Origin of the sequence: Caballeronia humi, assembly GCF_001544475.1 — a bacterium.
Taxonomy (GTDB): domain Bacteria; phylum Pseudomonadota; class Gammaproteobacteria; order Burkholderiales; family Burkholderiaceae; genus Caballeronia; species Caballeronia humi.
This window is the reverse complement of sequence record NZ_FCNW02000007.1, coordinates 101,676-126,763: the sequence shown is the minus strand read 5'-3', so window position 1 is coordinate 126,763 and position 25,088 is coordinate 101,676. Positions and strand designations below refer to the sequence as shown.

The 25,088-nt window shown below is 63.3% G+C and carries 26 protein-coding genes and 1 pseudogene; 17 read left to right on the top strand and 10 right to left on the bottom strand.

Annotated elements, in window-relative coordinates; all coding sequences use genetic code 11:
* The first annotated feature begins 47 nt into the window (after positions 1-47).
* The gene (pdxY, locus tag AWB65_RS10490) at positions 48-971 is read left to right on the top strand and encodes a pyridoxal kinase PdxY (protein ID WP_087667089.1); all 924 of its coding nucleotides are present in this window, start codon (positions 48-50) and stop codon (positions 969-971) included.
* 50 nt (positions 972-1,021) lie between these two features.
* Here the strand turns inward: pdxY and AWB65_RS36895 are convergent.
* Together AWB65_RS36895 and AWB65_RS10480 are read right to left on the bottom strand one after the other, a co-directional pair.
* Positions 1,022-2,020: pseudogene (locus AWB65_RS36895) on the bottom strand (nucleotidyl transferase AbiEii/AbiGii toxin family protein); the annotation flags it as partial.
* Positions 1,989-2,408 carry a DUF6088 family protein gene (locus AWB65_RS10480; RefSeq protein ID WP_087667144.1) on the bottom strand — a complete coding sequence of 140 codons (420 nt, stop codon included), beginning with the start codon at positions 2,406-2,408 and terminating at the stop codon, positions 1,989-1,991. The gene AWB65_RS10480 and the pseudogene AWB65_RS36895, both read right to left, overlap by 32 nt.
* Positions 2,409-2,626: 218 nt before the next feature.
* Here AWB65_RS10480 and AWB65_RS10475 point away from each other — a divergent pair, with 218 nt between their 5' ends.
* The 3 genes from AWB65_RS10475 to AWB65_RS10465 are packed head-to-tail and all read left to right on the top strand — an operon-like array spanning position 2,627 to position 6,747.
* Positions 2,627-3,427, top strand: coding sequence for an SDR family oxidoreductase (locus AWB65_RS10475; protein ID WP_087667087.1), 801 nt, complete (start codon positions 2,627-2,629; stop codon positions 3,425-3,427).
* A complete protein-coding gene (locus AWB65_RS10470) occupies positions 3,420-5,267 on the top strand; it encodes a glycoside hydrolase family 15 protein (RefSeq protein WP_235007574.1) in 1,848 nt (615 codons plus the stop codon). Before AWB65_RS10475 ends, AWB65_RS10470 begins: the two co-directional genes overlap by 8 nt.
* Positions 5,268-5,298: 31 nt before the next feature.
* A complete protein-coding gene (locus AWB65_RS10465) occupies positions 5,299-6,747 on the top strand; it encodes a dihydrolipoyl dehydrogenase (RefSeq protein ID WP_087667086.1) in 1,449 nt (482 codons plus the stop codon).
* A gap of 63 nt (positions 6,748-6,810) precedes the next feature.
* Here the strand turns inward: AWB65_RS10465 and AWB65_RS10460 are convergent, their stop codons facing one another.
* The 3 genes from AWB65_RS10460 to AWB65_RS10450 all read right to left on the bottom strand — a co-directional run bounded on the left by AWB65_RS10460 (position 6,811) and on the right by AWB65_RS10450 (position 9,909).
* The gene (locus AWB65_RS10460) at positions 6,811-7,158 is read right to left on the bottom strand and encodes a hypothetical protein (RefSeq protein WP_087657078.1); all 348 of its coding nucleotides are present in this window, start codon (positions 7,156-7,158) and stop codon (positions 6,811-6,813) included.
* Positions 7,159-7,430: 272 nt separating this feature from the next.
* Complete coding sequence (gene mmsB, locus AWB65_RS10455; RefSeq protein WP_087667085.1) at positions 7,431-8,318, bottom strand: 3-hydroxyisobutyrate dehydrogenase; 888 nt, start codon at positions 8,316-8,318, stop codon at positions 7,431-7,433.
* Between the two features lie 55 nt (positions 8,319-8,373).
* Complete coding sequence (locus AWB65_RS10450) at positions 8,374-9,909, bottom strand: CoA-acylating methylmalonate-semialdehyde dehydrogenase (protein WP_087667084.1); 1,536 nt, start codon at positions 9,907-9,909, stop codon at positions 8,374-8,376.
* Between the two features lie 182 nt (positions 9,910-10,091).
* Between AWB65_RS10450 and AWB65_RS10445 the strand changes: the two genes are divergently transcribed.
* Complete coding sequence (locus tag AWB65_RS10445) at positions 10,092-11,054, top strand: LysR family transcriptional regulator (RefSeq protein ID WP_087667083.1); 963 nt, start codon at positions 10,092-10,094, stop codon at positions 11,052-11,054.
* Positions 11,055-11,079: 25 nt separating this feature from the next.
* Here the strand turns inward: AWB65_RS10445 and AWB65_RS10440 are convergent, their stop codons facing one another.
* Positions 11,080-11,679: a hypothetical protein gene (locus AWB65_RS10440; RefSeq protein WP_087667082.1), complete on the bottom strand. Its 600-nt coding sequence runs from the start codon at positions 11,677-11,679 to the stop codon at positions 11,080-11,082.
* Between the two features lie 482 nt (positions 11,680-12,161).
* On the opposite strand from AWB65_RS10440, the gene AWB65_RS10435 reads away from it, so the two are divergent.
* From AWB65_RS10435 to infA, 6 genes are all read left to right on the top strand, one after another.
* Positions 12,162-13,142, top strand: coding sequence for a M23 family metallopeptidase (locus AWB65_RS10435; protein ID WP_087667081.1), 981 nt, complete (start codon positions 12,162-12,164; stop codon positions 13,140-13,142).
* Positions 13,129-13,497, top strand: a complete 369-nt coding sequence (locus AWB65_RS10430; protein ID WP_087667080.1) for a hypothetical protein — start codon at positions 13,129-13,131, stop codon at positions 13,495-13,497. The genes AWB65_RS10435 and AWB65_RS10430 overlap by 14 nt, the downstream gene beginning before the upstream one ends.
* 55 nt (positions 13,498-13,552) lie before the next feature.
* Positions 13,553-13,966 (top strand): bactofilin family protein, encoded by a 414-nt coding sequence (locus tag AWB65_RS10425; RefSeq protein WP_087667079.1) that lies wholly within the window; start codon positions 13,553-13,555, stop codon positions 13,964-13,966.
* Between the two features lie 154 nt (positions 13,967-14,120).
* Entirely contained in the window at positions 14,121-15,098 is a 978-nt protein-coding gene (corA, locus tag AWB65_RS10420; protein WP_087667078.1) for a magnesium/cobalt transporter CorA, read from the top strand.
* A gap of 501 nt (positions 15,099-15,599) precedes the next feature.
* Complete coding sequence (locus AWB65_RS10415; protein WP_087657087.1) at positions 15,600-15,890, top strand: hypothetical protein; 291 nt, start codon at positions 15,600-15,602, stop codon at positions 15,888-15,890.
* A gap of 94 nt (positions 15,891-15,984) precedes the next feature.
* On the top strand, positions 15,985-16,251 hold the full coding sequence (gene infA, locus AWB65_RS10410) for a translation initiation factor IF-1 (RefSeq protein WP_035928093.1): 267 nt from the start codon (positions 15,985-15,987) through the stop codon (positions 16,249-16,251).
* Positions 16,252-16,394: 143 nt separating this feature from the next.
* Here the strand turns inward: infA and AWB65_RS10405 are convergent, their stop codons facing one another.
* From AWB65_RS10405 to zwf, 3 genes are read right to left on the bottom strand one after another with little or no spacing between them, the layout of a single operon-like run.
* Complete coding sequence (locus AWB65_RS10405) at positions 16,395-17,285, bottom strand: Cof-type HAD-IIB family hydrolase (protein ID WP_087667077.1); 891 nt, start codon at positions 17,283-17,285, stop codon at positions 16,395-16,397.
* Positions 17,282-18,070: an ROK family protein gene (locus AWB65_RS10400; protein ID WP_087667076.1), complete on the bottom strand. Its 789-nt coding sequence runs from the start codon at positions 18,068-18,070 to the stop codon at positions 17,282-17,284. Before AWB65_RS10400 ends, AWB65_RS10405 begins: the two co-directional genes overlap by 4 nt.
* Positions 18,067-19,614 (bottom strand): glucose-6-phosphate dehydrogenase, encoded by a 1,548-nt coding sequence (gene zwf / locus AWB65_RS10395; RefSeq protein WP_087667075.1) that lies wholly within the window; start codon positions 19,612-19,614, stop codon positions 18,067-18,069. The genes AWB65_RS10400 and zwf overlap by 4 nt, the downstream gene beginning before the upstream one ends.
* Positions 19,615-19,832: 218 nt before the next feature.
* Between zwf and AWB65_RS10390 the strand changes: the two genes are divergently transcribed.
* The 6 genes from AWB65_RS10390 to AWB65_RS10365 all read left to right on the top strand — a co-directional run bounded on the left by AWB65_RS10390 (position 19,833) and on the right by AWB65_RS10365 (position 24,158).
* On the top strand, positions 19,833-20,669 hold the full coding sequence (locus tag AWB65_RS10390) for an arylamine N-acetyltransferase family protein (RefSeq protein WP_087667074.1): 837 nt from the start codon (positions 19,833-19,835) through the stop codon (positions 20,667-20,669).
* 10 nt (positions 20,670-20,679) lie between these two features.
* The gene (locus tag AWB65_RS10385; protein WP_087667073.1) at positions 20,680-22,386 is read left to right on the top strand and encodes a peptidoglycan D,D-transpeptidase FtsI family protein; all 1,707 of its coding nucleotides are present in this window, start codon (positions 20,680-20,682) and stop codon (positions 22,384-22,386) included.
* Between the two features lie 122 nt (positions 22,387-22,508).
* Positions 22,509-22,841: a hypothetical protein gene (locus tag AWB65_RS10380; protein ID WP_025527808.1), complete on the top strand. Its 333-nt coding sequence runs from the start codon at positions 22,509-22,511 to the stop codon at positions 22,839-22,841.
* A gap of 12 nt (positions 22,842-22,853) precedes the next feature.
* Complete coding sequence (locus tag AWB65_RS10375) at positions 22,854-23,132, top strand: hypothetical protein (protein ID WP_087667072.1); 279 nt, start codon at positions 22,854-22,856, stop codon at positions 23,130-23,132.
* A 246-nt stretch (positions 23,133-23,378) separates the two neighbouring features.
* Positions 23,379-23,687, top strand: coding sequence for a hypothetical protein (locus tag AWB65_RS10370; RefSeq protein ID WP_025527806.1), 309 nt, complete (start codon positions 23,379-23,381; stop codon positions 23,685-23,687).
* A gap of 144 nt (positions 23,688-23,831) precedes the next feature.
* The gene (locus AWB65_RS10365) at positions 23,832-24,158 is read left to right on the top strand and encodes a hypothetical protein (RefSeq protein WP_087667071.1); all 327 of its coding nucleotides are present in this window, start codon (positions 23,832-23,834) and stop codon (positions 24,156-24,158) included.
* A gap of 8 nt (positions 24,159-24,166) precedes the next feature.
* Here AWB65_RS10365 and AWB65_RS10360 read toward each other — a convergent pair whose 3' ends face one another.
* A complete protein-coding gene (locus AWB65_RS10360; RefSeq protein WP_087667070.1) occupies positions 24,167-25,021 on the bottom strand; it encodes a formate/nitrite transporter family protein in 855 nt (284 codons plus the stop codon).
* Positions 25,022-25,088: the final 67 nt, after the last annotated feature.

Sequence of the window (25,088 nt, the reverse complement as noted above, 5' to 3'; positions counted from 1 at the left end):
CCGAGCATCCCGTTTCAAAGGGCGCCGTCCGCATCCCGGAAGAGATCATGAACAACGTCCTCAGTATTCAGTCGCATGTGGTTTTTGGACACGCCGGCAATAGCGCGGCGGTGTTCCCGATGCGTCGGCTCGGCGTCAACGTCTGGCCGCTCAATACCGTCCAGTTCTCGAATCACACGCAATACGGCCGCTGGACCGGCAGCGTCTTCGATGCCGACGAATTACAGAACGTGATCGACGGAATCGGCGCGATTGGCATGCTCGCGCGCTGCAACGCGGTGCTCTCGGGCTATCTCGGCTCGACCGAGCAAGGCCGCGCGGTGGTCGAGATCGTGCGAACGGTGAAATCCGTGAATCCGCGCGCGATCTTCTTCTGCGACCCGGTCATGGGCGCGACGGGTGGTTGCACCGTCGAGCCGGCCATTCAGGACTTCCTCGTCACGACGATGCCGGAAGTCGCCGACGCGATGATGCCCAACCATATCGAACTGGAGAAGCTTTCCGGCCGGACGATCGAAACGGTGGAAGACGCCGTCGACGCGTGCCGCGAGGTGATCGGGCGCGGGCCGCGCTTTATTCTGGTGAAGCATCTGATCGACCGGAACAGCCGCGCCGATACGTTCAACATGCTTGTAGTCAGCGCGACCGAGGCGTGGTTCGCGCAGCGGCCGCTGTATCCGTTCGCGCGACAGCCGGTAGGCGTCGGCGATTTGACGAGCGCGGTGTTCGTCGCGCGCACGCTTCTCGGCGATTCGCTGCGCGACGCGCTCGAGCACACGCTCGCGGCGGTGAATGCCGTGGTCAAGGCGACTTACGAGGCGGGACGCTACGAACTGGAGATCGTGGCTTCGCAGGATGAAATCGCGCATCCGACCGACCGGTTTCCCGCGATTCGCGTCGCCGGCAACGACATGGCGCGGCGTGGCCTTGGCCTAGGGGTGGACCTGGGCCTGGACCGTGCCTTCGACTGAGGCCTGAGCATGCGATGCGCCGCGGTGGTGAAGCTCGCCAGGCAGTTGTCGTAGACGGGGCGCTCCGCCGCGAACACCAGCGGGATGAGGCGCTCGTCGAAATGATGGCGCAGCGTGGGTTCAGTCGCGGTGCGATGAAGGGCGCGGCGGAGGGTGTCGAACGGTTCGTCGGCGAATTCCTCATGCTGGGCGCCAAATTCCGCGACATCTTTCATCACCAGCGCTTCGAAAACGATGCTCGCCTCGTCCACTGAATCCGGGCTGATCGCGCAGATGCGCCATGTGTCGTAGATGTGGCGGACGAGGGCAGCATCGAAACTGCCGCGTTGGCGGCCGTCCCAGTGCCACGCGCAACGCCGGAGCAACGACAGGATTTTCTCGCCGAGCGTCTCCGCGACGGAAATGCATGGCATCGAAAACGGTTCGGCTGACGCGCGGCCAACCAGATGGTCCAGCAGATAACCCATCTCGCGCGGCTCGATGGGCAGCATCGGCGGGCGGTGAATCAGTTCGATTTTGAGTTCGGGGCGCAGGGCAAATTCGCTTCCGCCGAATTCCGCCCGAAAGGCAAGATGCAGGAGGAAATAGCGGCGATTGTCGCGTGAGCGCGGATTGTCTTCGTCCTCACCTTCAATGAGCGTAAAACCCAAACCCTTCAGCCGTTCGCAGACTTGAGCCTGCAGTTCGCCCAGGCGGCTCCTGTCACCGCGCCCGCCCGCGAGCGCATAGCCCTCAGGCACTTCATCCAGCACCACCTTGATGTCGATGTCCTCCGACATTCGCTCGATCAACCCGTGCGCCTTTGCGAGACAAGTGCCGCCCGCAAAAATCATCCGCGTCTCGACGGTCACTTCAGCCGGCCGCGTGTCACGCTGCGACCGCCGATCCTTCCGATACGCCGTGTGACTTACGCGAATGCTGGCCAGCGCGGCAAGCGCGTCGGTAACGTGGATGTCCTTCTCCAGGATCGCGGGCCGCAAATGTCCGAGCAGTTTCCCAGCGCGAGCGTCTTCGATGTCATTGTGCTGTTCGCGTGCGATCGTTCTCATATTTCACCATCAGTCCTGCGACTTCAATTTTCCGGCTGATGCGCCGTTTGCCCGTGTCGGCGACAAGTTCCACCGGGATCTGCGTCGTCTTGCGCTCGTTGTATTCGCGTATCAGGCGGCCGGGCCGCACCGGGATACCGAGCTTCCTGAAGGTCTCCGACGCGATGTTTTCGAGCGACCCCGCCACCGTCAACGTCCCGGTGAACTTGTTGACACGCGTCTTCGCAAACACGCCTTTGCTCACGCGCACAAGCTTTCCCTTCTCCAGCAATTGCGCGAGCACGCGCGTAATCTGCGCGGCGCTGCCGAGCGGGGCGAGTTCCGAGCGCAGCACGACGGTTCCCTTGCGCAGGCTGATCGATCGGACGATGCGGTCTTCAAGGTTCATGACGTTTTCGTATGCGTTTTTCAATAGAGGTCACCATCCTATCAAAATCCGACAAAACTTATGTGTAGCAATGTGTTGCACGAACAATGATTGCTCATCGCCAAGCATTTTCTGCAGAAAATCTCGACTTGCGCCGAAGCCAATACAAAGCCTTCAGGCGCGCCCCTTGCTCCCGCATCAAAACGCCCGCCTGACTCAAGAAAACGCCAAGGAACACCATGCACAAACCCCTCGAAGGCCAGATCGCCCTCGTCACCGGCGCGAGTTCCGGCATCGGTTTCGGCGTCGCGCAGGCGCTTGCCGACGCCGGCGCGAGCGTCGCGATCAACTATCACTCGCACGGCGCGCCCGCCGACAAGCTCGCCGCCGATATCGAACAATGCGGTGGCCATGCATTCGCCATCGGCGCCAACGTCGCCAACGAATCCGAAATCGACGCCATGTTCGACGCCGTCACACAGCGCTTCGGCACGATCGACATCGTCGTCGCGAACTCGGGGCTGCAGAAGGACGCGCCGTTCGCCGACATGACACTCGACGACTGGCACACCGTGATGAACGTCAACCTCGCTGGCCAGTTCCTGACCGCCCAGCGCGCCGTGCGCGAATTTTTGCGGCGCGGCCCGCGCCCGGTCTCGAAGGCGCTCGGCAAGATCATCTGCATGAGTTCCGTGCACGAGATCATCCCGTGGGCGGGACACGTGAACTATGCGGCGTCGAAAGGCGGCATCCAGATGATGATGAAATCGCTCGCACAGGAGGTCGCGCCGCAGCGCATTCGCGTGAATTCGATCGCGCCCGGCGCCATTCGCACGCCGATCAACAAGGAGGCGTGGGACAGCGAAGACGCGCTTCAGAAACTTCTGAAGCTGGTGCCCTACGGCCGGATCGGCGAAGTGGACGACATCGGGCGCGCGGCCGTCTGGCTCGCCTCGGACGAAAGCGATTACGTCGTCGGCACGACGCTTTTCGTCGATGGCGGCATGACGCTCTATCCGGGGTTCGCCGGCAATGGCTGAACAAACGCAGACACAAACACAGACGAAGCGCGTTCCGTGCAGCACGCCTATCGAAGAGCACGGCGTGATCGGCAACATGCGCACGACGGCGCTCGTCGCCACCGACGGCGCGCTCAATTTCATGTGCTATCCGCGCGTCGATTCGCCGACGATCTTCGGCGCGCTGCTCGATGCGCAGCGCGGCGGGCACTTCCAGATCGCGCCCGTGATCGACGCCCCGCGCGTCAAGCAAATGTATCTGCCCGAAACGAACGTGCTCGTGACGCGTTTCATGTCGCCGGATGCGGTGTGCGAAGTGATCGATTTCATGCCGCTCACGCGCTCCGGCGACGATGCGCCGAATTGCGTCGTGCGGATAGTGCGGGCGATATTCGGCCGCGTCTCGATGACGATGCGCTGCGCGCCGCGCTTCGATTACGCGCGCTCGGAACACGAAGTCGTGCAAGCCAGCGAGCGTGCGGTGCGCTTCGAACCGGCCGAGTCCGAAGCCCTGACCCTCTGCGCCACCGTCGACGTTTCGATTGACGGCAACAAGGACGCCATCGCCCGCTTCGACCTCGACGAAGACGAAACCGCGTGCTTCGTGCTCGGCGGCGCGTCGGAACCGCTCGAACGCACCCAACCCTGCGACGCGTCGCTCGACGAAACCGTCGCGTACTGGCGCGCTTGGGCTACGCAATCGACGTATCGGGGGCGCTATCGCGAAGTCGTGATGCGCTCGGCGCTCTTGCTGAAACTCCTTAGCTCGCGCGAGCACGGCGCGATCGTCGCGGCGCCGACGTTCGGACTGCCCGAGACGCCGCAAGGCGGGCGCCGCTGGGACTACCGCTACACGTGGATTCGCGACGCCGCGTTCTCCGTCTACGCGCTGCTGCGGCTCGGCTACACGGGCGAGGCGCAGCAATTCATGCACTGGATCGCCGAGCGCAACAAGCGCTGCGACTCGGACGGCTCGCTGCGCGTGATGTACGCAGTGGATGGCGAGCCGCCGCCGGAAGAAACCGTCGCCGGCGAGTTGCACGGAAGTGGCATCGAGCCACCGCTCATCGGCAACGCGGCGCGCGACCAGATGCAGCTCGACGTTTACGGCGCGCTGATGGACGCCGTCTACCTCTACAACAAGTACGGCGCGGCGATCTCGCACGACGGCTGGCAGCACGTCACGCGCACCATCGATTACGTCGCCGCGCACTGGGAGGAGCCGGACCACGGCATCTGGGAATTCCGCAACGGCGCGCGGCCGCTGCTGCATTCGCGCCTGATGTGCTGGGTCGCGCTCGATCGCGCGCTGCGGCTCGCACAAAAGCGCTCGCTGCCGGCGCCGTTCGCGGAATGGTTCGACGTGCGCGACCGCATTCATCGCGACATCCATGAGAATTTCTGGAACGGCGAGCTGGAAAGTTTTGTGCAGACGCCCGGCTCGAAGATCCTCGACGCGTCCGTCCTGATGATGCCGCTCGTGCGCTTCATCGGCCCGAAAGACGCGCGCTGGCTCTCGACGCTCGATGCGATCGGCCGCGACTTGCGCGTCGATCCGCTGATCTTCCGCTACACGCGCGGCGGCGCGCTCGACGGCCTCGACGGCGAGGAAGGCGGCTTCAGCGCCTGTTCGTTCTGGTACGCGGAGGCGCTGGCGCGCGCGGGGCGCGTCGATGAAGGCCGGCTCGTCTTCGAAAAGATGCTTGCCTATTCGAACCATGTGGGGCTTTACTCGGAAGAAGTCGCCGTCGATGGCGCGTCGCTCGGCAATTTTCCGCAGGCGCTCACGCATCTCGCGCTGATCAGCTCGGCGTTCCAGCTCGATCGCAGTCTGGAAGGCCGGCATGCGCCGTGGTCGTGAACGCCTTGAATCGAACGTCTGGAAAGGACTTATGAAAAAAGAACGAGTAGACGTCGCCGTGATCGGCGCGGGGACGGCCGGGATGTCCGCATTTCGCGCGGCGCGTGCGGCAGGCAAGCGGGCTGTGCTGATCGAAGCCGGCGAGTTCGGGACGACTTGCGCGCGCGTCGGCTGCATGCCGTCGAAACTGCTGCTCGCCGCCGCCAACGGTTTGCACGACGCGCAAGCGCTCGCGCCGCGCGGGATCGAAGGCACGCACGCGCTCGAAGCGAACGGCGCGCAAGTACTCGATTACGTCCGCCGCGAACGCGATCATTTCGTGAAGGGCATCATCGAAGAAACGGATTCGTTTCCCGCGGATTGCGTGATCCGCGGACGCGCGCGCTTCGAGAAATCGGCGGCGGGGCATCATGTTTTATCGATCGATGAGACGCAGAGGATCGAGGCGACCAGCGTCGTGATCGCGACGGGCGCGCGGCCAGCCGTCCCCGATGGCTTCGACGTCTTCGGCGATTGCCTGCTCACGAGCGACGACGTCTTCGAACTGAAGACCTTGCCGAAGCGCGCCGCCGTGTTCGGCGGCGGCCCGATCGCGCTGGAACTCGGACAGGCGTTCGCACGGCTCGGCGTCGAAGTATTCATGTTCGGCAAGGGCGGACGCGTGGCTGCGCTCTCGGATACGCTGGTGCGCGACGCGCTCACGGCGACTCTGCGCGACGAATTCTATTTCGATCCGGACGCCAGAATCGAAGCGATGTCGATGCAGGACGGCGTGCCGACGATCCGCTTCAAGTCGTTCGACGGCGCCACACGCACCGAGCAGTTCGACACGGTGCTCGTCGCGACGGGCCGCGCGCCTGATCTGAAGCCGCTACGTCTCGAAAACACCGGCATCGCATTGAACGACAAGGGCGTGCCGCTCTTCGACGAAACGTCCATGCAATGCGGCGACAGCAGCATTTTCATCGCGGGCGATTGCGACGGCACGCGCCCGTGGCTATCGGACGCCGCCGACGAAGGCAAACTAGCCGGCGACAACGCCGCGCATTTTCCCGACGTACAGCACGTGAAGCGCAAAGTGCCGTTTGCGATCGTGTTCAGCGAGCCGCAGGTGGCGATCGTCGGCGCGTCCTACGACGACCTGGACAAACAGATGACGGTGACAGGATCGGCGTCGTTCGAAACGCAGGGGCGCAGCCGCGTAATGCGGCAGAATCACGGCCTGCTGCACGTCTACGCCGACGCGAAGACGGGCAAGCTGCGGGGCGCGCAGGCATGCGGTCCCGTGGTCGAACATCTGGGCCATTTACTCGCGTGGGCGCTGCAGCTTGAACTTACTGTCGAGGACATGCTCAAGCTGCCGTTCTATCACCCTGTCGTGGAAGAAGGCGTGCGCACGGCGCTGAAGGATGCGAACCGGAAATGCTACGAAGAACGCGCGCAGACTCCGCCCGCGTTGCCGACCGCCGCCGGCTGCTGAAAAAACAAAGCCGGTTGCGGGAGCAACCGGCTTTCTCTTACCGCGCAAAAAAATCAGCGCTTCTTAGATCGCATATTGCAGCGCAAGGTCGAATCCGAGCACGACGAGCGAGCAGAACAATCCGAGCAGCAGGTTCGCCATCCGATGGCCAAAATCATGATGCTTGGTCAATCCAGCAGCAGCGAGAAACGCGATTTCGACGATCACTTGCATGGCGAAAACGGCGACCATCAACGCGAACTCGTAGCCCATCGACTTGAAGTTCATGAAGTTGAAGCCGTTCACGGCCACCCACGACCCCACGCGCCACGCTTCATACGCCAAAAGCAGCAACGGGAACAAATAGCTGGCCACGTACGTAGGCATCGTGGCGTGCCGCAATTCCATGTTCAGGTGACGGGTTACTTGCATCGCGTGCTCCTTTGTCCAAGTCGGCAACATGCCGAAGTTCTACGTGCATCGAGCGTTTCGTCCGTTGATTCGAAGCGTTAAGCAGCTACTTCGTTTTCACGGGAGCAGAACGTCGTGCTTGCAGAATAGGACATTTTTTGGGAAAGCGAATCATCGTAATCCCGATGCCCATGACAGCCGTGCGATTGCGGTCGGCGTTGTGCAGTGCAGCTTAGTAAAGCAGTTATTTCCTTGCAAATTCAGGCACGTACGTGCGTGCCTGAGAGCGGTTTCTAGCCCTTGCCGTACAGCTTGATAATGCCCGAAAAATCGAGACCGCCCAGGCCCTGCTGGCTCATCGACTGATAAAGCTGTTGCGCGAGCGCGCCCATGAAAACCGGTTGTTTTGCCTGACGCGCTGCATCAACGGCGAGGCCCAGGTCCTTGAGCATCAGGTCAGCGCCGAAACCGCCCGTGTAGCCGCGTGATGCAGGCGCAGTCGGCACGATATCGGGATAGGGATTACACGTCTCCGAGCTCCAGCAGCGCCCTGTCGATGTGTTGACGATGCTCGCGAGTTTTCCCGGATCGATGCCCAGCGATTCGCCAAGTTTCATGGCCTCGGCGACGCCGATCATCGAAATCGCGAGCAGCAGGTTGTTGCAGATTTTCGCGATCTGTCCAGTGCCCGTTTCGCCGCAGCGCACCATGTTTTTACCCATGCCTGAGAAGACGGGGCGCAGCGTTTCGAAGAGCGCTTCGTCGGCGCCGACCATGAACGTGAGCGTCCCCGCCTGCGCGCCGACGACGCCGCCCGACACCGGCGCATCAGCGAATGGATTGCCGCGCGCTCGCGCTGCCTCGCCGATCATGCGAGCGGTTGCCGGATCGATCGTGCTGCTGTCGATCAGCGGCACGCCGGGGCGTACGCCTGCCAGGACACCATCGTCTTCGTTCAGATAAACGGCTTTGACGTGCGCGGCCGCTGGCAGCATCGTGATGACGACATCGCTCGCCTGGGCCACCGCACACGGCGAGGCGGCGAGCGTTGCGCCGGCTTTTCTCGCTTCGTCGAGCGCGCCTTCCGACAGGTCGAAGACCGTCAGCGCATGGCCCGCTTTCAGCAGGTTCGCCGCCATCGGACCGCCCATGTGCCCGAGTCCTATGAAACCGATTTGCATCGCCTGTCTCCTTTGTCGACAGCGTCTTGCTCTCGCCAGATGCAACGTAACTGCATCAACGCAGTGAAATCGTCGTGTTGACCCCGTCGTTCACCGTCGCGTCGTCGAACCAGCGCGCGGTCACGGTTTTTGTCTGCGTATAGAACTGCACGACCTGCTTTCCATACGGCCCCAGATCGCCAAGCTTCGATCCGCGCGAACCCGTAAAGCTGAACGACGGCACCGGCACCGGAATCGGAATATTTATCCCCACCTGGCCGATGTCGATTTCGCTCTGGAACTTGCGCGCTGCCGCCCCGCTTTGCGTGAACAGGCCGACGCCGTTACCCATCGGATTGCGATTGACGAGCGCGATGGCGTCATCCAGCGAAGCCGCTTCGAGCACGCAAATCACCGGCCCGAAGATCTCCTGCTTGTAGATCGTCATCTCGGTCGTGACACCGGAAAAAATCGTCGGCCCGATGAAATTGCCTTTCTCGTAGCCTTCCACCTTCACACCGCGACCATCGAGCGAGAGCGTCGCGCCTTCATCGACGCCCTTTTCGATCAGCCCCAGAATCCGCTCCTTCGCCGCGCGCGAGACGACCGGCCCGACGTCCGTGTTCGGCTCCGTGCCGCCGTTGACCGTTAATCCGCGCGCGCGCGCGACGAGTTCCGGCAGCCAGTCCTTCGACGCCCCGACGAGCACCACCACCGACGTCGCCATGCAGCGCTGCCCCGCCGCGCCAAAACCCGCGCCGGCGAGCGCGTTGAGCGTCTGCTCCTTGTTGGCATCGGGCAGGACGACGGCGTGATTCTTCGCGCCCATCATCGACTGCACGCGCTTGCCGTGCTGGCTGCCCAGGTTGTACACGTGCGTGCCGACGTGCGTCGAGCCGACGAACGAAATCGCCTTGATGTCGGGATGCGTGCAGATCGCGTCGACCACTTCCTTGCCACCGTGCACCACGTTCAGCACGCCCGCCGGAATGCCGGCCTGCACGGCGAGTTCGACGAGTTCCATCGTCGAGAGCGGGTCCTGCTCCGACGGCTTCAGCACGAACGTGTTGCCGCAGACGATCGCCATCGGGAACATCCAGAGCGGGATCATCGCGGGGAAGTTGAACGGCGTGATGCCCGCGCAGACGCCGATCGGCTGGCGCAGCGTGTACGTATCCACGCCGCCCGCGACGTTTTCCGCGAACTCGCCCTGCTGCAGCGTGCTGATCGAGCACGCGTGCTCCACGACTTCGAGGCCGCGGAAAATGTCGCCTTCGGCATCGGGCAACGTTTTTCCTTGCTCGGCGGTGAGCGTCGCCGCGACGCGCTTCATGTTCTGCCGCACGAGATCCTGAAACTTGAGCATCAGGCGCATGCGCACGCCGAGCGGCGTCGTGCGCCACGTCTGGAACGCCTTGTGCGCGGCGGCGACGGCCGCGTTCACCTCCTCGATCGTCGCAAACGGCACGCGGCCGATCACTTCCTGCGTCGCCGGATTGACGATATCGCGCCCTTCGGCCGATTTCGATTCGACGAACTCGCCGTCGATCAGCAGTTTGGCGGTGCGCACGCCTTGCGCGGCTTGCGCCGGATGGTCAGCAGCGTTGTTCACGGATGGCTCCTTGGGACGGGATCGGGGGAGAGGACGAAAAGGCTCGGACGCGGCTTGTGCGCGTCGATGGGAAAAGGCATGTCGTCTCCGTTTTGTGTGCCCGCCGGTCGGGCAGCGGGTCGATACCTTTTAGTATAGTTATGCAAAAGTCCATCAAGTATCGATAAAAATACCCGACTGACATGCAAAAAAATATCAACCTCGACCTGACGAAATTGAACTGGGACGACCTGCGCTATTTCCTCGAAGTCGCGCGGACGCAGCGTGCGAGCGGCGCGGCGAAGCGTCTGGGTGTCGATTACACGACGGTCGCGCGGCGCGTGCGGGCGCTGGAGGATGCCCTCGGAACGCTTCTCTTCGACAAGTCACGCAGCGGCGGTTTCGTGCTGACCGCCGAGGGCCAGCGCCTGCTCGGCTACGTCGACGCGATCGAAACCACGGTGCAATCGGCGACCGAGCAGATCGCGAATACGGGGCACGCTTTATCGGGGCATGTGCGCGTCGGTTCGACGGAAGGGTTCGGCTGCTTTTTTCTCGCGCCGCAGCTCGCGCGTTTTCAGGATACGCATCCGAACATCACAATCGATTTGCTGCCTGTGCCGCATTTCGTGAGCTTGTCGAAGCGCGAGGCGGACATCGCGGTCACGCTCGAGCGGCCGGAACAGGGCCAGTACGTGTACACGAAGCTCTGCGACTACCGGCTGAAGCTATACGCGACGGCCGATTACCTCGCGCGCCACGCGCCGATCGCCTCCGCCGACGACCTGCGCGGCCACCATTTCGCGAGCTACATCGACGATCTCGCGTTCAGCTACGAGTTGCTGTATCTGGAGCGCGCGGTGCCGGGCGCGCAGTCGCGCTGGCGCAGCACGAGTGTGATCGCGCAGTATTTCGCCGCGCTGCAGGGGCGAGCGCTTGCGATCCTGCCATGCTTCATGGGCGCACAGGACAAGCGGCTCGTGCCGGTGCTGCCGGACGAGATCGTGGTGACGCGTGCTTTTTATCTGTCGTGCCGCGAGGATTTGCGCAAGTTGAAGCGCATCACGACGGTGTGGGACTACTTGCGCTCGGCGGCGGAGGGAAATCGCGCGTTCCTGATGGGCGACGGCGACGTGATGCAGTGGGTAGAAACCGGGACGCCCTGAAGCGCGGGCGCCCCGCTTCGGCCGATCAGCGCGCCGGCATCACGGCAACGGACACGGACTCCGTGTAGAGAAGCGTGACCTGGTCGCCGGCCTTCACCTTGGCAAGCTTCGCGCGATCCTGAACCTGCACGTCGAGCAGATTGCCTTGCGGCCCCTTCAGTTGCACGACGCCGCCCTTGTCGTCGACCTTCACGATGTCCGCGACGATCTTCACCTGCTGCGCGGCCACCGCGCCCGGCTTCGCACCGGCCGGCGCGCGGGCGGCGGCTTCCGTCTCGACAGCGCTGCGCAGCCCGCCGCCCTTCGTCACCGCGACGACGACATCGCGCGTCATGCGCACGCGCACTTCGTCGCCGACATTCAATTGCGCGAAATTCTTCGCTTCCGGCCCGACCGTGAACGTCGCCGTGCCGCCCTGCTTGCCGGCGATCGTGACTTCGCGCGATTCGCGGTTCACGGACTGGATCGTGCCGACCGCCTCCGCGACGCTGATCCCTTCGATCGCATTCGGCTGAACGGTTGCGCTCGCGGCTGAACCCGTAGGCGCAGCATGGGCGATGGACAGGATGGCGGGAGAAATCGAAATCAGCGCGCCGACGATGACGCGAATGGCCTGTTTGTGCATGTTTCCTCGAGACGTTGAGAGGTGCTGCAAGAGTTGAAATATCGAAGGTGAATTCGCAGCCAAATCGTTTCGTTTTGCGAAATCAAGTCAATCGTGGGGTTTCCGAATTTTCTGAAGCGCCACTGGGTCATGCAGTGTGTTTTTCGAGATACCATTTGTCAACGCTGCGCCCGCGACCACCGGCAATGCGTCGCAACGCCCTATTAAACAAGGATTTCACCCCTTCGACCGATCACCGCTGCCCGGTGGACATCTGTACGCATCACGCGCAACGCAACATCCTTCTGGAAGCTTGCATTGCAATCCTTATAAATTGAGATGAGCCGCGCACGAGACGTTGCATAATCGCCGCCTCACTCATATCTGACCGCGAAACAATGCGGGCATTTCATCATCGACGTGACACTTATTCTCTGCATGCCGAACGCGTTGTGCGCGCGCCCCCGCCTTGCCTCGCTCGCCTGCGAAGGAAGGAGGCGCTGATGGCCTTCGTCATCTGGTCGCGCCGTTCGGTTTCGAGCCAGCGTATCCGTTTCGTCGAGGCACGTACGGTGCGGGTGATCGCGGTCGTCGCCGTGATCGCGATGATCGTCGCGGCGCTCGCGCTCGGCGTGGCGATCGGCTCGACGCTCGGCACGAGCCACGCCGCCGACGAGCAGGCGCAAGCCGCCCGCCGTTCGTACCAGCTCGACGAGCTCGGCAAGGTCAGCGCGACGCTCACGCAGATCGAGCCGCGCGTGGCGCAACTGAGCGCGCAGGTGAGCGAGCTGCGCGGCTTCGAGGATCGTCTGAAGGCGACGCGCAAATCCGCCGACGGCCCCGACGTCCACGTCGTGCCGCCGCTGCCCGACAGCGAGGAAAGTGAACCGCTCGACGGCGCCGGCGGCCCCCTGCTGCCGCCGCATGTCTGCGACGCGGATCGCGTGAAGAAAGACGGCTCGGCGCCGCAGCGGCTCAAGCGCACGCAAAGCGTCATCGATTGCCTGAACGACACGCTCTCCCAACTCGAAGACGACGTGCTGCTGCACTACGCGTCGTATATGTCGTATCCCGGCCGCGATCCGGCGCCGGGCGCGCGCTCGGGTTCGCCGTACGGCAATCGCGTCGATCCGTTTACGCGGCACGCGAGCTTTCACCCCGGCATCGACCTCGTCGCACCGACCGGCACCACGATCGTTGCGACGGCGGGCGGGCGTGTGATCCAGTCGGGTCCGCACGGCGGCTACGGCAACGCGATCGACATTCGTCACAGCGACGGCATCGTCACGCGCTACGGGCATACGTCGAAGATTTTCGTACGTGTCGGCGACGTCGTGACGCCGGGACAGAAGATCGGCGAAGTCGGCTCGACCGGGCGCTCGACGGGTCCGCACCTGCATTTCGAGGTGATCGTCGATGGCGCGCAGATCAATCCCAAGCCGTATCTGGCGCTCTTCAGGCTGAAGCCCAATGCGCAAAGTTGACCGCAACCGCACCACGCATCAACTCGCGCGGCGCACCTACTCACTTACGCCGAAACGCGGCCCGGTGCTGCTGCTCGGCGGGATCGCGGCTGCCTGCGCGATTTCGGCGATCGCGGCCGCCGGCTTCGCGCTGATGAGCTCACGCGAGCACAGCCGGCAGGTCGACGCGATCTGCGCGCCGCCGCTCTCAGAGCAGGAACTGCGCGACGAACTCACGGCCGCGCGCCTCGCGCTCGACCACGAAGCCTCGACGCGCGCGACCCTGCAAAAGCAGGCCGAGAGCACCGAGGCCGAACTGATCAAGCTGCGCACGGATCTCGCGTTCTTCAAGCGTCAGCGCGACAAGTCCGACTGATCACCGACACGCATCTCCGCTTTTCAACGAAACGACGCAACGGAAGGCTCAAGCCATGTTCAGCAAGAAGAAAAATGCCCCCGGCATACAGCAAGCGAAGCTCGCGACGCTCATCGCGCACGACGTCCATCTCAAGGGCGATCTCGAATTCAGCGACGGCCTGCGCATGGACGGCCACATCACCGGCAACGTGACCGGCCGCGCCGGCGAACAGACGCTGCTCGTCGTGAGCGACCAGGGCGCGATCACCGGCAACGTCACCGCCTACGATATCGTGATCAACGGCACCATCACGGGCGATGTGACGGTCGAGCACTTTGTCGAGCTTCAGTCGAACGCGCACGTGAACGGGAACATCTACTATCAGCAATTGCGCATGGACGTGGGCGCGTCGGTCGAAGGCAAGCTGACCAAGCGCGAAGCGGCGCCCATGCGCCACGACGCGATCTCCGACATCACCGCCGATTGAGCCCGCCCGGTCTTTTACGCCGGGCAAACACGCCCAAATCCGCTAAGATGCCGACGAAGGGTCACGCGCAACAAGCCGCCGCCAATGGAGCTGGAACGGCAAGGCGGCGCGATAGTGCGCGGACCTTCCTCCACTGCATCCGGGGCATCCATCCATGCTGGTTAATTGCGCGGCTTACCAGAACGGCCGCAAGCTCGCCGACGTTTCCATCGACGATATCAACGCATATCGCGATTTGCCCGACTGCTTCATCTGGGTTGCGTTGAAGGAGCCCGGCCCCGGCGAACTCGCGCACATGATGCATCAGTTCGGCTTGCACGAACTTGCGGTGGAAGACGCGCAGAACGGCCATCAGCGGCCGAAGATCGAGGAATACGCCGACTCGCTTTTCGCCGTTTTTCACACCGTCGAATTCGACGAGGAAGGCGAATTGCTCGTCGGCGAGATCAATGTGTTCGTCGGCAGGAATTACGTGCTTTCAGTACGTAATCGGACTACGCAAGGCTTTCAGGAAGTGCGCAAGCGCTGCGAACGTGAGCCGCATCTGCTCAAGCACGGCCCGGCGTTCGTGATGTACGCGCTGCTGGATAATGTCGTGGACCGGTATTTTCCCGTACTCGAAACGCTCGCCGCTGAGCTCGACGAAGTCGAAGAACGCATCTTCGCGCGCAATGGCTCGGCGGCATCGCGCGAGATCATTGAAGACCTCTACTCGCTCAAGCGTCGGCTCGTCTTGTTGCAGCATCATACGGCGCCGCTGCTCGAAGCCGTCAGCAAACTGTATGGCGGCCGGCCGCCCGGCGTATGCGCAGGCATGCAGGAATATTTCCGCGATGTGTACGATCACTTGCTACGCATCGTCAAGACCATCGAGGGACGGCGCGAAATGATCGTCACCGCGATCCAGGTGAACCTCGGCCTGATTTCGCTCGCGGAAAGCGAGGTGACGAAGCGGCTCGGCTCGTTCGCCGCGCTGTTCGCCGTGCCGACGATGATCGCCGGCATCTACGGGATGAACTTCCACCGCATCCCCGAACTCGACTGGAATTACGGCTATCCGGCCTGCATCTCCGTGATGCTCGTCGTCGACATCCTGCTGTATTGGAGGTTCCGCAAGGCAGGTTGGTTATAATGGATACTTCGATGCGTTGAACGCGTCTATAGAGCGGCATCGAGAGGCGGGGCTTCCGGCGACAGCGGAACTATTTTCCGGTTTACGCTGTCTAACAAGACTTGACGCGCCACGGCGCAGCAAACTTTCCCCGGCAGTAGCGACCACCCAGCATGTCAGCGCGCACGCGACACACCAGATTACAAGCGCTGAATGTCATCGCCCCGGCAATGTCGGCAGCAGTTTCGCGGCATTCGTCTTCAAGTTTGGCTCAGGTTTGAGCATTAGCGACGTCGGCGGTCATGTGACCTCCACGTTCTTCATCACCTAAAGCACATCGAGCGACCGCGCCCCAAGCGCTGCGCTCTTGTTTTTTTGCTCGCGTATCAACCGGGCCCCGGCAGGAGCCGCTTGTAGCCGTTTTGCCGCTTGGCGGACGTCTCGCGGCAGGAGCACCGTTCAATGCTCGCGCAAGAAGTGCGAATGGCCCCGGATCGAGCGCAACACAGGACACCAGGAAACATGAAAGACACAGTCAAGACGTATAAGGGTTACGAGATTCATCCGCTGATCTATCCGCGGGGGGCGCGTGATGGCGTCGCGGTGCGCGCGGCGGACGCGGGCTACGAGGCATCGGTGCGGATTCGCCGCGCGGTGCCGGAAGGCGAGGAAGCGGCGGGCGACAGCCGCGTCTTTCGCGTGACGCAGCCGGGTGCGTTCGAAAACGGCGGTCAGGCGCGCCGCGCGTGCATGTTGCATGCAGAGAAACTGATCGACGGACAAATCGACGGGCAGACGGTCGCCGATCTTTGATGTTGCGTTGAAAACGCAATACGCATAATGGCCGAGGCGTAAAGCCCGTGCGTCACCTACAATCTCATTATTATTGTTTAGTCAGGAGCTATATATGGCGAAAGAAGAACTCATCGAGTTGGACGGCATTGTCGACGAAGTGCTTCCCGATAGCCGCTACCGCGTGACGCTCGATAACGGCGTCGTGGTCGGTGCATACGCGTCGGGCCGCATGCGCAAGAACCACATCCGTATTCTCGCGGGCGACCGCGTGACGCTGGAACTGTCGGTGTATGACCTCACCAAGGGCCGCATCAACTTCCGGCACAAGGACGAACGCGCAGGCGGCGGAGCACCGCGCCCGCAAATGCGCCGTCGTTGATGCATTGCTGATGCATCGTCGCCCGCCCGGCATCCTTTAGCCGGCAGGCGCCAGGAAGAGCACGGTTCGACGCCGCTGGAGCACTCTGCCATGCAGCAGTGCGCGCGCGTCGAGGCCGCTCTCCGCTCTCCCTCTCTCCCGTTTTATCCCGTCACGGCATCGCGCGCCGCCAGAATCGCGTCGATCGCGACTGCAAATCCCTCTTCATCGTTGCTCGGCGACACCAGGCACGCCCGCGCCTGCACGGCCTCCGACGCCTGTCCCATCGCGATCGCGAGCCCCGCGACATCGAACATCGGGACATCGTTCGACATGTCTCCCAGCACCGCCACGCGCCCGAGCGGCACGCCCGCATGTCGCGACAGCTCGCGCGCCGCTTCGCCCTTGTTGGCGAGCACGCTTGTGATGTCGAGATAGTAGGTCTGCGAGAGCGCGGCGAGCGCCTGGCCGTGCAGCGTCGCCTGCAATTCGTGCTCGATGCGCGCGAGCAGCGGCTCGTCCGCCGTCGATCCGACGATCTTGTCGACCGCCGCGAGATCCAGCTCGTCGAAGCGCTTCACGACCACGCCGTCATAGCCGACTGTGCGGCGCTCGAGCGCGACATAGGTGCCCGCGGGGTTGGTCAGATACCAGTTGTCGCCGATGAACACCCACGCGTCGATGCCCTCGCCCGCCAGGCGCCCGAGCACGGTCTCGACGGCCTCGCGCGGCAGCTTATGCGCGCCGAGCACGTCCCACGACCCCGGCGCGACGATGTTGCCGCCGTTATACGACGCGAACGGCAAGTCCACATCCAGCGCCTCGACGATATGCCGCATGCCCTTGCCCGGCCGGCTGCTCGCGACCGCGAACTTGACGCCCGCCGCGTGCAGGCGTCGCACGGCATCGATAGCGGCGGCCGAGAGCGACTTGTCGGTGTGCAGGAGCGTGCCGTCGCAATCGGTGATGACCAGGTCGATCTGCGCGAGTTGATCGAACGCGGCCTGGCCGTCGCCGATCACCGGGCGCAATCCGTATTTACGGTAGGGACTCATTCGAACGCTCCCGTGCGCAGGTTGGCCGCTGGCAGTTGCCGCGATTCGCGCACCGAACGCGGATGCCAGAGCTTCGCGCCGCCCTCGATGCCCGCCGCGTTCGAGACGACCGCCACGTTCGGCGGCAGGTCGAATTTGAGATGCGCCGCATTGCCGCCGCCGATCCATAGCTTGTCGTAATTCACGAGCGACGCCAGCACGCCGATGATCTTCTCCACCCGTTTATTCCAGCGCTTGCCGCCCGCCTTCTCGCGCGCGGCGTTGCCGATATATTCATCGTAGGTCTTCTTTTTCGCGACCGGATGATGCGCGAGTTCCAGATGCGGCATCAGTTCGCCGTCACGGAAAAGCGCCGTGCCCGCGCCCGTGCCGAGCGTCAGGACGAACTCGATGCCGTGGCCTTCGATCGCGGCAAGCCCCTGCATTTCTGCGTCGTTGATCATGCGCACGGGCGGGTTGCCGAGGCGCTCTGCGATCATGTCAGCGAGCGGTATGTCGTGCCAGTTCTCGTTGCCGAAGTGCGGCGCCGTCAGCACGTGGTTGTTGCGCACGACGCCGGGGAAACCGATCGAAATATGCGTCGGCGGCGGGTCGGCGAGCGGTGCGACGAGCTTCACGAGCGCATCGACGATCACGTCCGGCGTGTACGGCGCAGGCGTCTCGACGCGCAGGCGCTCGGTTTGCATGTGCCCGTCGGCGCTGACGATCGCCGCCTTCAGTCCCGTCCCGCCTACGTCGATCGCCAGAATCCGCTCGACTTTCTTATGTCCCTTTCCGGTTGTCACGCTTTGTCCTCCTGTTTCTTATTGCTTTTGTCGATAAGTGACCGCCACGCGCGCCCGTCGGCCGCGAGCAGCGCGTCCGCTTCCGCCGGACCTTCGCTGCCGGCGGCGTACCCATGCACGTCGATCGGCGCGCCTTGCGGATGCAGCACCGGATCAACCGCGGCCCACGCCGTTTCGATGCTGTCGGCGCGCTGAAACAGCGTCTCGTCGCCGAGCATGCAGTCGTACAGCAGCGTCTCATAGCCGACGTTCGCCCGCTCGTCGAAGAAGTCGCCGTAATTGAACGACGACTGCACCGCGCCGACCTGCATCACCGGCCCCGGCACCTTCACGTTGAAATCGAACGTCGTGCCGTGCGCCGGATCGATGCGCAGCGTCAACACGTTGGGCGTCAGCGCATCGACGGGTGTGTCGCGAAACAGCCGGAACGGCACCGCCTTCAACTGCACCGACACCTCCGTGCGCCGCGCCGCGAGCCGCTTGCCCGTGCGCAGATAAAACGGCACGCCGGCCCAGCGCCAGTTCTCGACGTACACACGCGCCGCCGCGTACGTTTCCGTGCGGCTCTCCGGCGCGACGTCCGGCTCCTCCCGATACCCCGGACCCGCCGCTCCCTTCTCATACTGCCCGAACACGACGTCGCGTGCGCCGAGCGGCTGGATCGCGTCGAAGACTTCGGCCTTCTTGTCGCGCACGGTCTCGGCATCGAAGGAGTTCGGCGGTTCCATCGCGATCATGCCGAGCAACTGGAACAGGTGATTCGGCACCATGTCGCGGAACGCGCCGGTCTGCTCGTAGAAGCGCCCGCGCCCTTCCACGCCGATCGTCTCGGCCGCCGTGATCTGCACGTGATCGATGTATTCGCGCCGCCACATCGGCTCGAAAAGCGCGTTGGCGAAGCGCACGGCGAGAATACTCTGCACCGTGTCCTTGCCGAGAAAATGGTCGATGCGATAGACCTGCGATTCGCTCGCGTAACCGAGGATGTGCGCATTCAGGTCACGCGCGGAGGCGAGATCGGTGCCGAACGGCTTTTCGATCACGATGCGCCTGAAGTTGCCGCCCTCTTCCTTCAGCAGCCCGGCGCGGCCGAGATGCTCCACGATCGGCTTGAAAAAGCGCGCCGTCACGGCTAGATAGAAGACGACGTTGCTGGTTTTCATCGTCGCGATGAGTTGGGCGAGCTGGCTGAATGTTTCGTCCGATTCGAACTCGCCCGCGAAGTACTGCAGCCGCTGCGAGACCCAGTCCCACGCCTTCTCGTTCAGTTGCGATGTGTGGAACGTGCTCGCGCGGTCGGCGGCGAACTTGCGCAGCGACTCGGACAGTTCGTCGCGCCATTCGCTCGTCTCACGCTGGCCGTGATTCACGCCGATGATCTGCATCTTGTCGTCGAGCAGGCCGTCGGAGGCGAGGTTGTAGAGCGCCGGCATGAGCAAGCGCTTCGTCAGGTCGCCGCCCGCGCCGAAGATCACGAGCGTGCAAGGCGGCGCCGGATGCTTGCCGGCAAGCGGCGCGGCGGGTTGGTCTTTATCCGTTGGCATGGCGATGCGTTTTCCGTGAAGAAGTGATGAAGCGGACAAACCAAACTCGAATCAGGAAAGACCTCGTTTCGCGCGGCACAGTTCAATAAAGGCTCGACGACTGCTCGCAGCAAGCGGAGTGCCGTAGGTATTTTGTAATTTTTAACCTTACGTGTCGTAAAATATGCGCCATTTGGCGCTCGCGTTTCTCGCGCTTATTCAAGGGCAGGACTTCGAACATGAACGCAAAAACCTCTCCGATCGACCTTGACGCCTACTTCGCCCGCATCGGTTTCGACGGCCCGCGCGACGCCTCGATCGAGACGCTCGACGCGCTGCATCTGCTCCATCCGCAGGCGATTCCCTTCGAAAACCTCGATCCGCTGCTCGGCCGTCCGGTCCAGCTGGATGCGCAATCGATCCAGCGGAAACTCGTCGGCGCGCGGCGCGGCGGCTACTGCTACGAACACAATCTGCTCTTTCGCGGCGTCCTCGATGCGCTCGGGTATCGCACGCGCAGCCTTGGAGCGCGCGTCGTATGGGGCAGGACGGATGCCGAAATGCCGGCGCGCACGCACATGCTACTGCTGGTCGATCTGGAAGGCCGCACTTATCTCTCCGATGTCGGCTTTGGCGGCGTGACGCTCACCGCGCCGATCGTGCTGGAAACCGGCCGTGAGCAGGTGACGCCGCACGAACCTTTCCGCCTCGACAGCATCGGTGAGAACGACTTCCTGCTGCAAGTGAAGCTCAACGACGCCTGGACGCCGCTCTATCGCTTCGACCTCGAACCGCAGTTCGACATCGACTTCGAAGTGGCGAACCATTACGTATCCACCTACCCGCAATCGATTTTCCTGCACAACCTGCTGGTCGCGCGCGTCGCGGGTGAATCGCGCTACGGCTTGTTCAACCGCCGCCTGAACATCCACGGCGCGACTGGCGGCCAGCGCGAACTGACGACCGTCCAGCAGATGCGCGACCTGCTGCAAAACGAAATCGGCATTCGTCTGCCCGATGAGGCGGGCGATGTCACTTCGTCTGAACTCGACGCAATGCTCGCCCGCCTGCCCTGAAGAATCCGCAATGCTCAACAAGAATAAAACGCCCAGCCGCGACGTTTATCAGACGCCGCATCAGAATCCGATGCTCGCGAGCCGCCTGCCGAAGTGGCGCTCGACGCTCGTCGTCGTTTTCATGTCCTGCGCGTTCATCGCGCTCGCGGGCCGCGCGCTATGGGTCCAGGTGCTCAACCAGGATTTCTACATCAACGAGGGCCAGAAGCGCTACCAGCGCACGCTGGAACTCACGGCAACGCGCGGCCGGATCGTCGACCGGAACGGCGCGATGCTCGCCGTGAGCCTTGCCACGTATGAGGTCTGGGCGTCGCCCAAGCAGTTCGATACCCAGCACGCGCCCGATGTCGCCCGGCTGCTCGACATTCCGCCGAAAGAATTGTTGCGGCGCGTGAACGCGGGCCGGTCGTTCGTGCTGCTCAAGCGTCAGGTCGATGCCGACACCGCCACCAAGGTCGCCGGGAAGGCGCTCGCCGGCATTACGCTCGTGCCGGACACGAAGCGCTTCTACCCGGAAGGCGAATCGGCGGCGCATATCGTCGGCTTCACGAATAACGAGGACAACGGCCAGGAAGGCATCGAACTCGCGGCGAACGCCCGGCTCACCGGCGAGCAGGGCCAGCGCGAGGTGATCCGCGACCGGCTCGGGCGCGTCATCTCGGAAATCGGCGAATCGGACCCCGCGCACAACGGTGAAGAGATCCAGTTGACGATCGATCGTCGCATCCAGGCGCTCGCGCACGCGCAACTGAAGGCCGCGATCACGAAACATCAGGCGAAAGCGGGAAGCGTCGTCGTGCTCGATGCGCGCAACGGCGAGATTCTCGCGCTCGCGAACTATCCGACCTTCGATCCCAACGACCGCGCGCGCCTGACCGGCGAGCAGTTGCGCAATCGCGCGCTCACCGACACCTTCGAACCCGGCTCGACGATCAAGCCGCTCGTCGCCGCGCTTTCAATCGATCTCGGCAAGGCGCGGCCGGATACGCGCATCGACACGTCGCCGGGAAGCTTCAAACTCGGTCCGAACGTGATCCACGATACGTCGAATCACGGCGTGATCACGGTCTCGCAGGCGGTGCAGATGTCGAGCAACATCGCGCTTACCAAGCTCGCGCTGCAGCTTCGGCCTGAAACGATGTGGCAAAAGTATCGCGAGTACGGCATCGGCAGCGCGCCCGAGCTGACGTTCCCCGGCGCCGCGACCGGCCGGCTGCGCGCCTACGAGCGCTGGAAGCCGATCGAGCAGGCGACGATGGCCTACGGCTACGGCCTCTCGTTGTCGCTGTTGCAAATTGCGCAGGTTTACACCGCGTACGCCGGCACCGGCCATTTCCACCCCGCCACGCTCGTCCTCGACGACAAGCGCCATGCGCCAGTCGCCGTCACGAAGCCCGCGACGGCCGCCGCGATCCGCACCATGCTCGAACTGGCGATGGGCCCGGAAGGCACGGGCCGCGCGGCGAACGTGGAAGGCTATCGCGTCGGCGGCAAGACGGGCACGGCGCGCAAGCAGGTCGGGCGCGCGTACGCGAAGAACAAATATCGCGCGTCGTTCGTCGGGATGGCGCCGATGAGCGAGCCGCGCGTGATCGTCGCGGTGATGATCGACGAGCCGTCGGGCGCGTCGTATTACGGCGGAACGGTGGCGGGGCCGGTATTCGCAGGCGTCGTCGGAGGGACGATGCAACTGCTCGGCGTGCCGCCCGACGCGTGAGGCAGCAGAAAGCGGGCGCGGCCCTTGCTGCCCCGTTTCTGCCAAAACCGTAAGGGGGCTATGCTCTAATGTCATGTCCAGAACGAGACAATCGCGAAAATCGTCAACAACGCAAAGGGACCATGAAAAAACTCGTAGCCGCGCTCGCACTGCCGCTTCTGCTCAACGCGTGCGCCTATTTCCATAACGAAGACGCCGGCCAACCGGAAGTGGAAAAGGCGTCGTCTCAGAATAACGTCGACAGCATCGTGCAATGCATCAGCGACGAAGCGAAGAAACATGACGCCACCTTCAAGAAAACGTCGATTCCGCAGGGCGTGATGCTCGAATTTGGCGATTCGAACGTCGTCAAGGTCCGCTTCGACAACGGCGAAACGACCTATCGCTTCTATCCGGGTCAGCGCCACGCGTCGAATATGTGGATCGAAGGCGCCAGCAAGAAGTGCGCGCCCTGAGTCCCGTAGACCATGCGCTCCACCAAGGCAATCAACGCGGTCGAACGGCTCAAGACGCGTAGCGGCAATCCGCACTATGCGGCCGTCAGCCTGAGCGGCGGCCTCTTCTACCTCGTCGACAGAGCGGCGAGCGGCGACCAGAAAGTCTCCCAACCGCTGCCGATGGACGACTTCGTCGCATTCGTCAACGCGCTCAAGCCCGAAAAGCCGCGCAAGGTCAGCAAGCTCGACCTCGCGATGGAAGCGCAGATCAAGCGCAGCGGTAAAGCGCGCGAATCCGGCGAAAACTGACCTTTTTCACCCTTGCATCGCACCCGACGCACGGCACAGCATTGTGCTGCTCAATAGCCCTTCGGCGAAACAATGTGCGATGACAGACGGTGCACCCCCGCCTGCGTTGCGTACATTTTTGATAACGGTCGCAGAACCAAAGGGCCGCCCAGAACGACGACGAGCGTTCGGGCGAACGGGGTGCCTGCGCGGCGTCGGACGAGCTTTCAGCGTCCTCCGCCGCGTGGCTCGAAGGGTGACGAGTAAATGAAAAAGAAGAAAACCGAGACCACGGGCAGTTTGCTGCCTTCGGCCATGGCCGACGTAGAACTCCAGCATATCGAGCGCGCGCTCGCTCAGCTCAGAACGATGAGCAACCAGTCATCGGGAACCTTGAACGTCGAATACTGGCGCGAACGGCTGAACGCCGTCAGCGCCGGGCACGCGCTCGTGCCGGCGCAGAAGCGTCGCATCGAGTCGCTGCGCGCGGCGCTCGACGCGGTCGGCAAAGGTCCGCGCGACACGACGCCCGGGCGCCGAAAGACGACCAACAGGCTTTGGGCGAAAGCGGCCTGACCCGCCGCTTTCGCCATCTCGCGCCACGGCGCGACCAGGTTGCGCCGTCGCGGTTGCGACGGCGCGCGTACGCTTGCTGGAATGGTTTCAGGCATTGAACGTGCTGTACCGGAAGGGCCTTTAGCCGTCTTCCATGGAGCACGCATGACCCATTCCAATTCGATTCTCCGGTTCGTCACGCAGCGCCGCGTGGTGTCGGTCGCGCTCGCTTCGTCGATCGCGGTGTGCAGCACCTACGGCTTCGCGCAGATCACGAGCGGCGGCGGCTCCGAGCAGCAGGAAAGCCGCAGCACCGCGACCGGCACACAACCCGCCGCCGCGAACGCGACGGTCCACGAATCGCAGAAACCGCAATCGCAGGATGCCGCCGGCAAGAATCGCGGCGTCACCGCCGGCAAAGGCCACAAAACCGAAGGCGCCGGCGGTTTCAACAACGGCCTTTACGGCACCGGCGCGGGCAGCAACAAATAAGCGTCGAATCAATCCTGCCGCGTCGGCATGCCCGTGATCTCGGGCGCGATCGCGGCATGATTGATGATCGCGACGAGCGAAATCCCGCCGATCATGTTGCCGATGAACGTCGGCACGAGAAACACGCCGAAGTAGTCACGAATGGTCGCCGCCCCGATCATTACCGCGTACGACGCCTCCACCGATCCCGCGATCACGTGCGTCAGCTTGCTCACCGCGACCGTGTAGGTAATCAGCACGATCGTCAGCAGGCGCGCCGAGCGGGCGCTCGGGAGCAGCCACACCATCAGCGCGATCAGCCAGCCCGAGAAAAATCCGCGCACGACCGTCACGCCGAAGCTGCCGGAGAGCGGCAGCATCGCGACTTTGGCGAGCGAATCGTCGACCTCCGGTGAAAACACGCCGTCGATTTGCAGGATCGCCGCGAAAATCACCGTGCCAACCAGGTTGAACAACAGCACGATCGCCCAGAGGCGCAGCGTTTTGAAAAGCGTCTTCAGGTCGCGTCGCGTGAGGACGGGCAGCACGGCGGTCAGCGTGCTCTCCGTAAAAAGCTGCTGGCGGCCGAGAATCACGATCACGAAGCCGATCGTGTAGCCGAAACTCGACACGAGACCGCGCCAGCTCGTCTCGGGCAGCGCGCTTTCGAGAATTGACTGCACGAGAAACGAAAATCCCATCGACAACCCCGCCGCGAGCGCCGACCACATCAGCGCGGCGGCGGTGCGGTCCATCGCGGCTTCGCCCTCCTCGCGCACGATTTCGTGGACGACGAGCGCCTGCGGGATCGAATGCTCGGCGGCCTGATCCTGCTCTTCGCTGCTGAGGTTGGGGGAATTGGAACCGGCTTGCTGTTCTGCCATGACCTTCTTTTCTCCGGAGTGCCCGTCGCTTTTCGGCGGTGATCGGAGCCAGCTTTTTCGGCCGGCT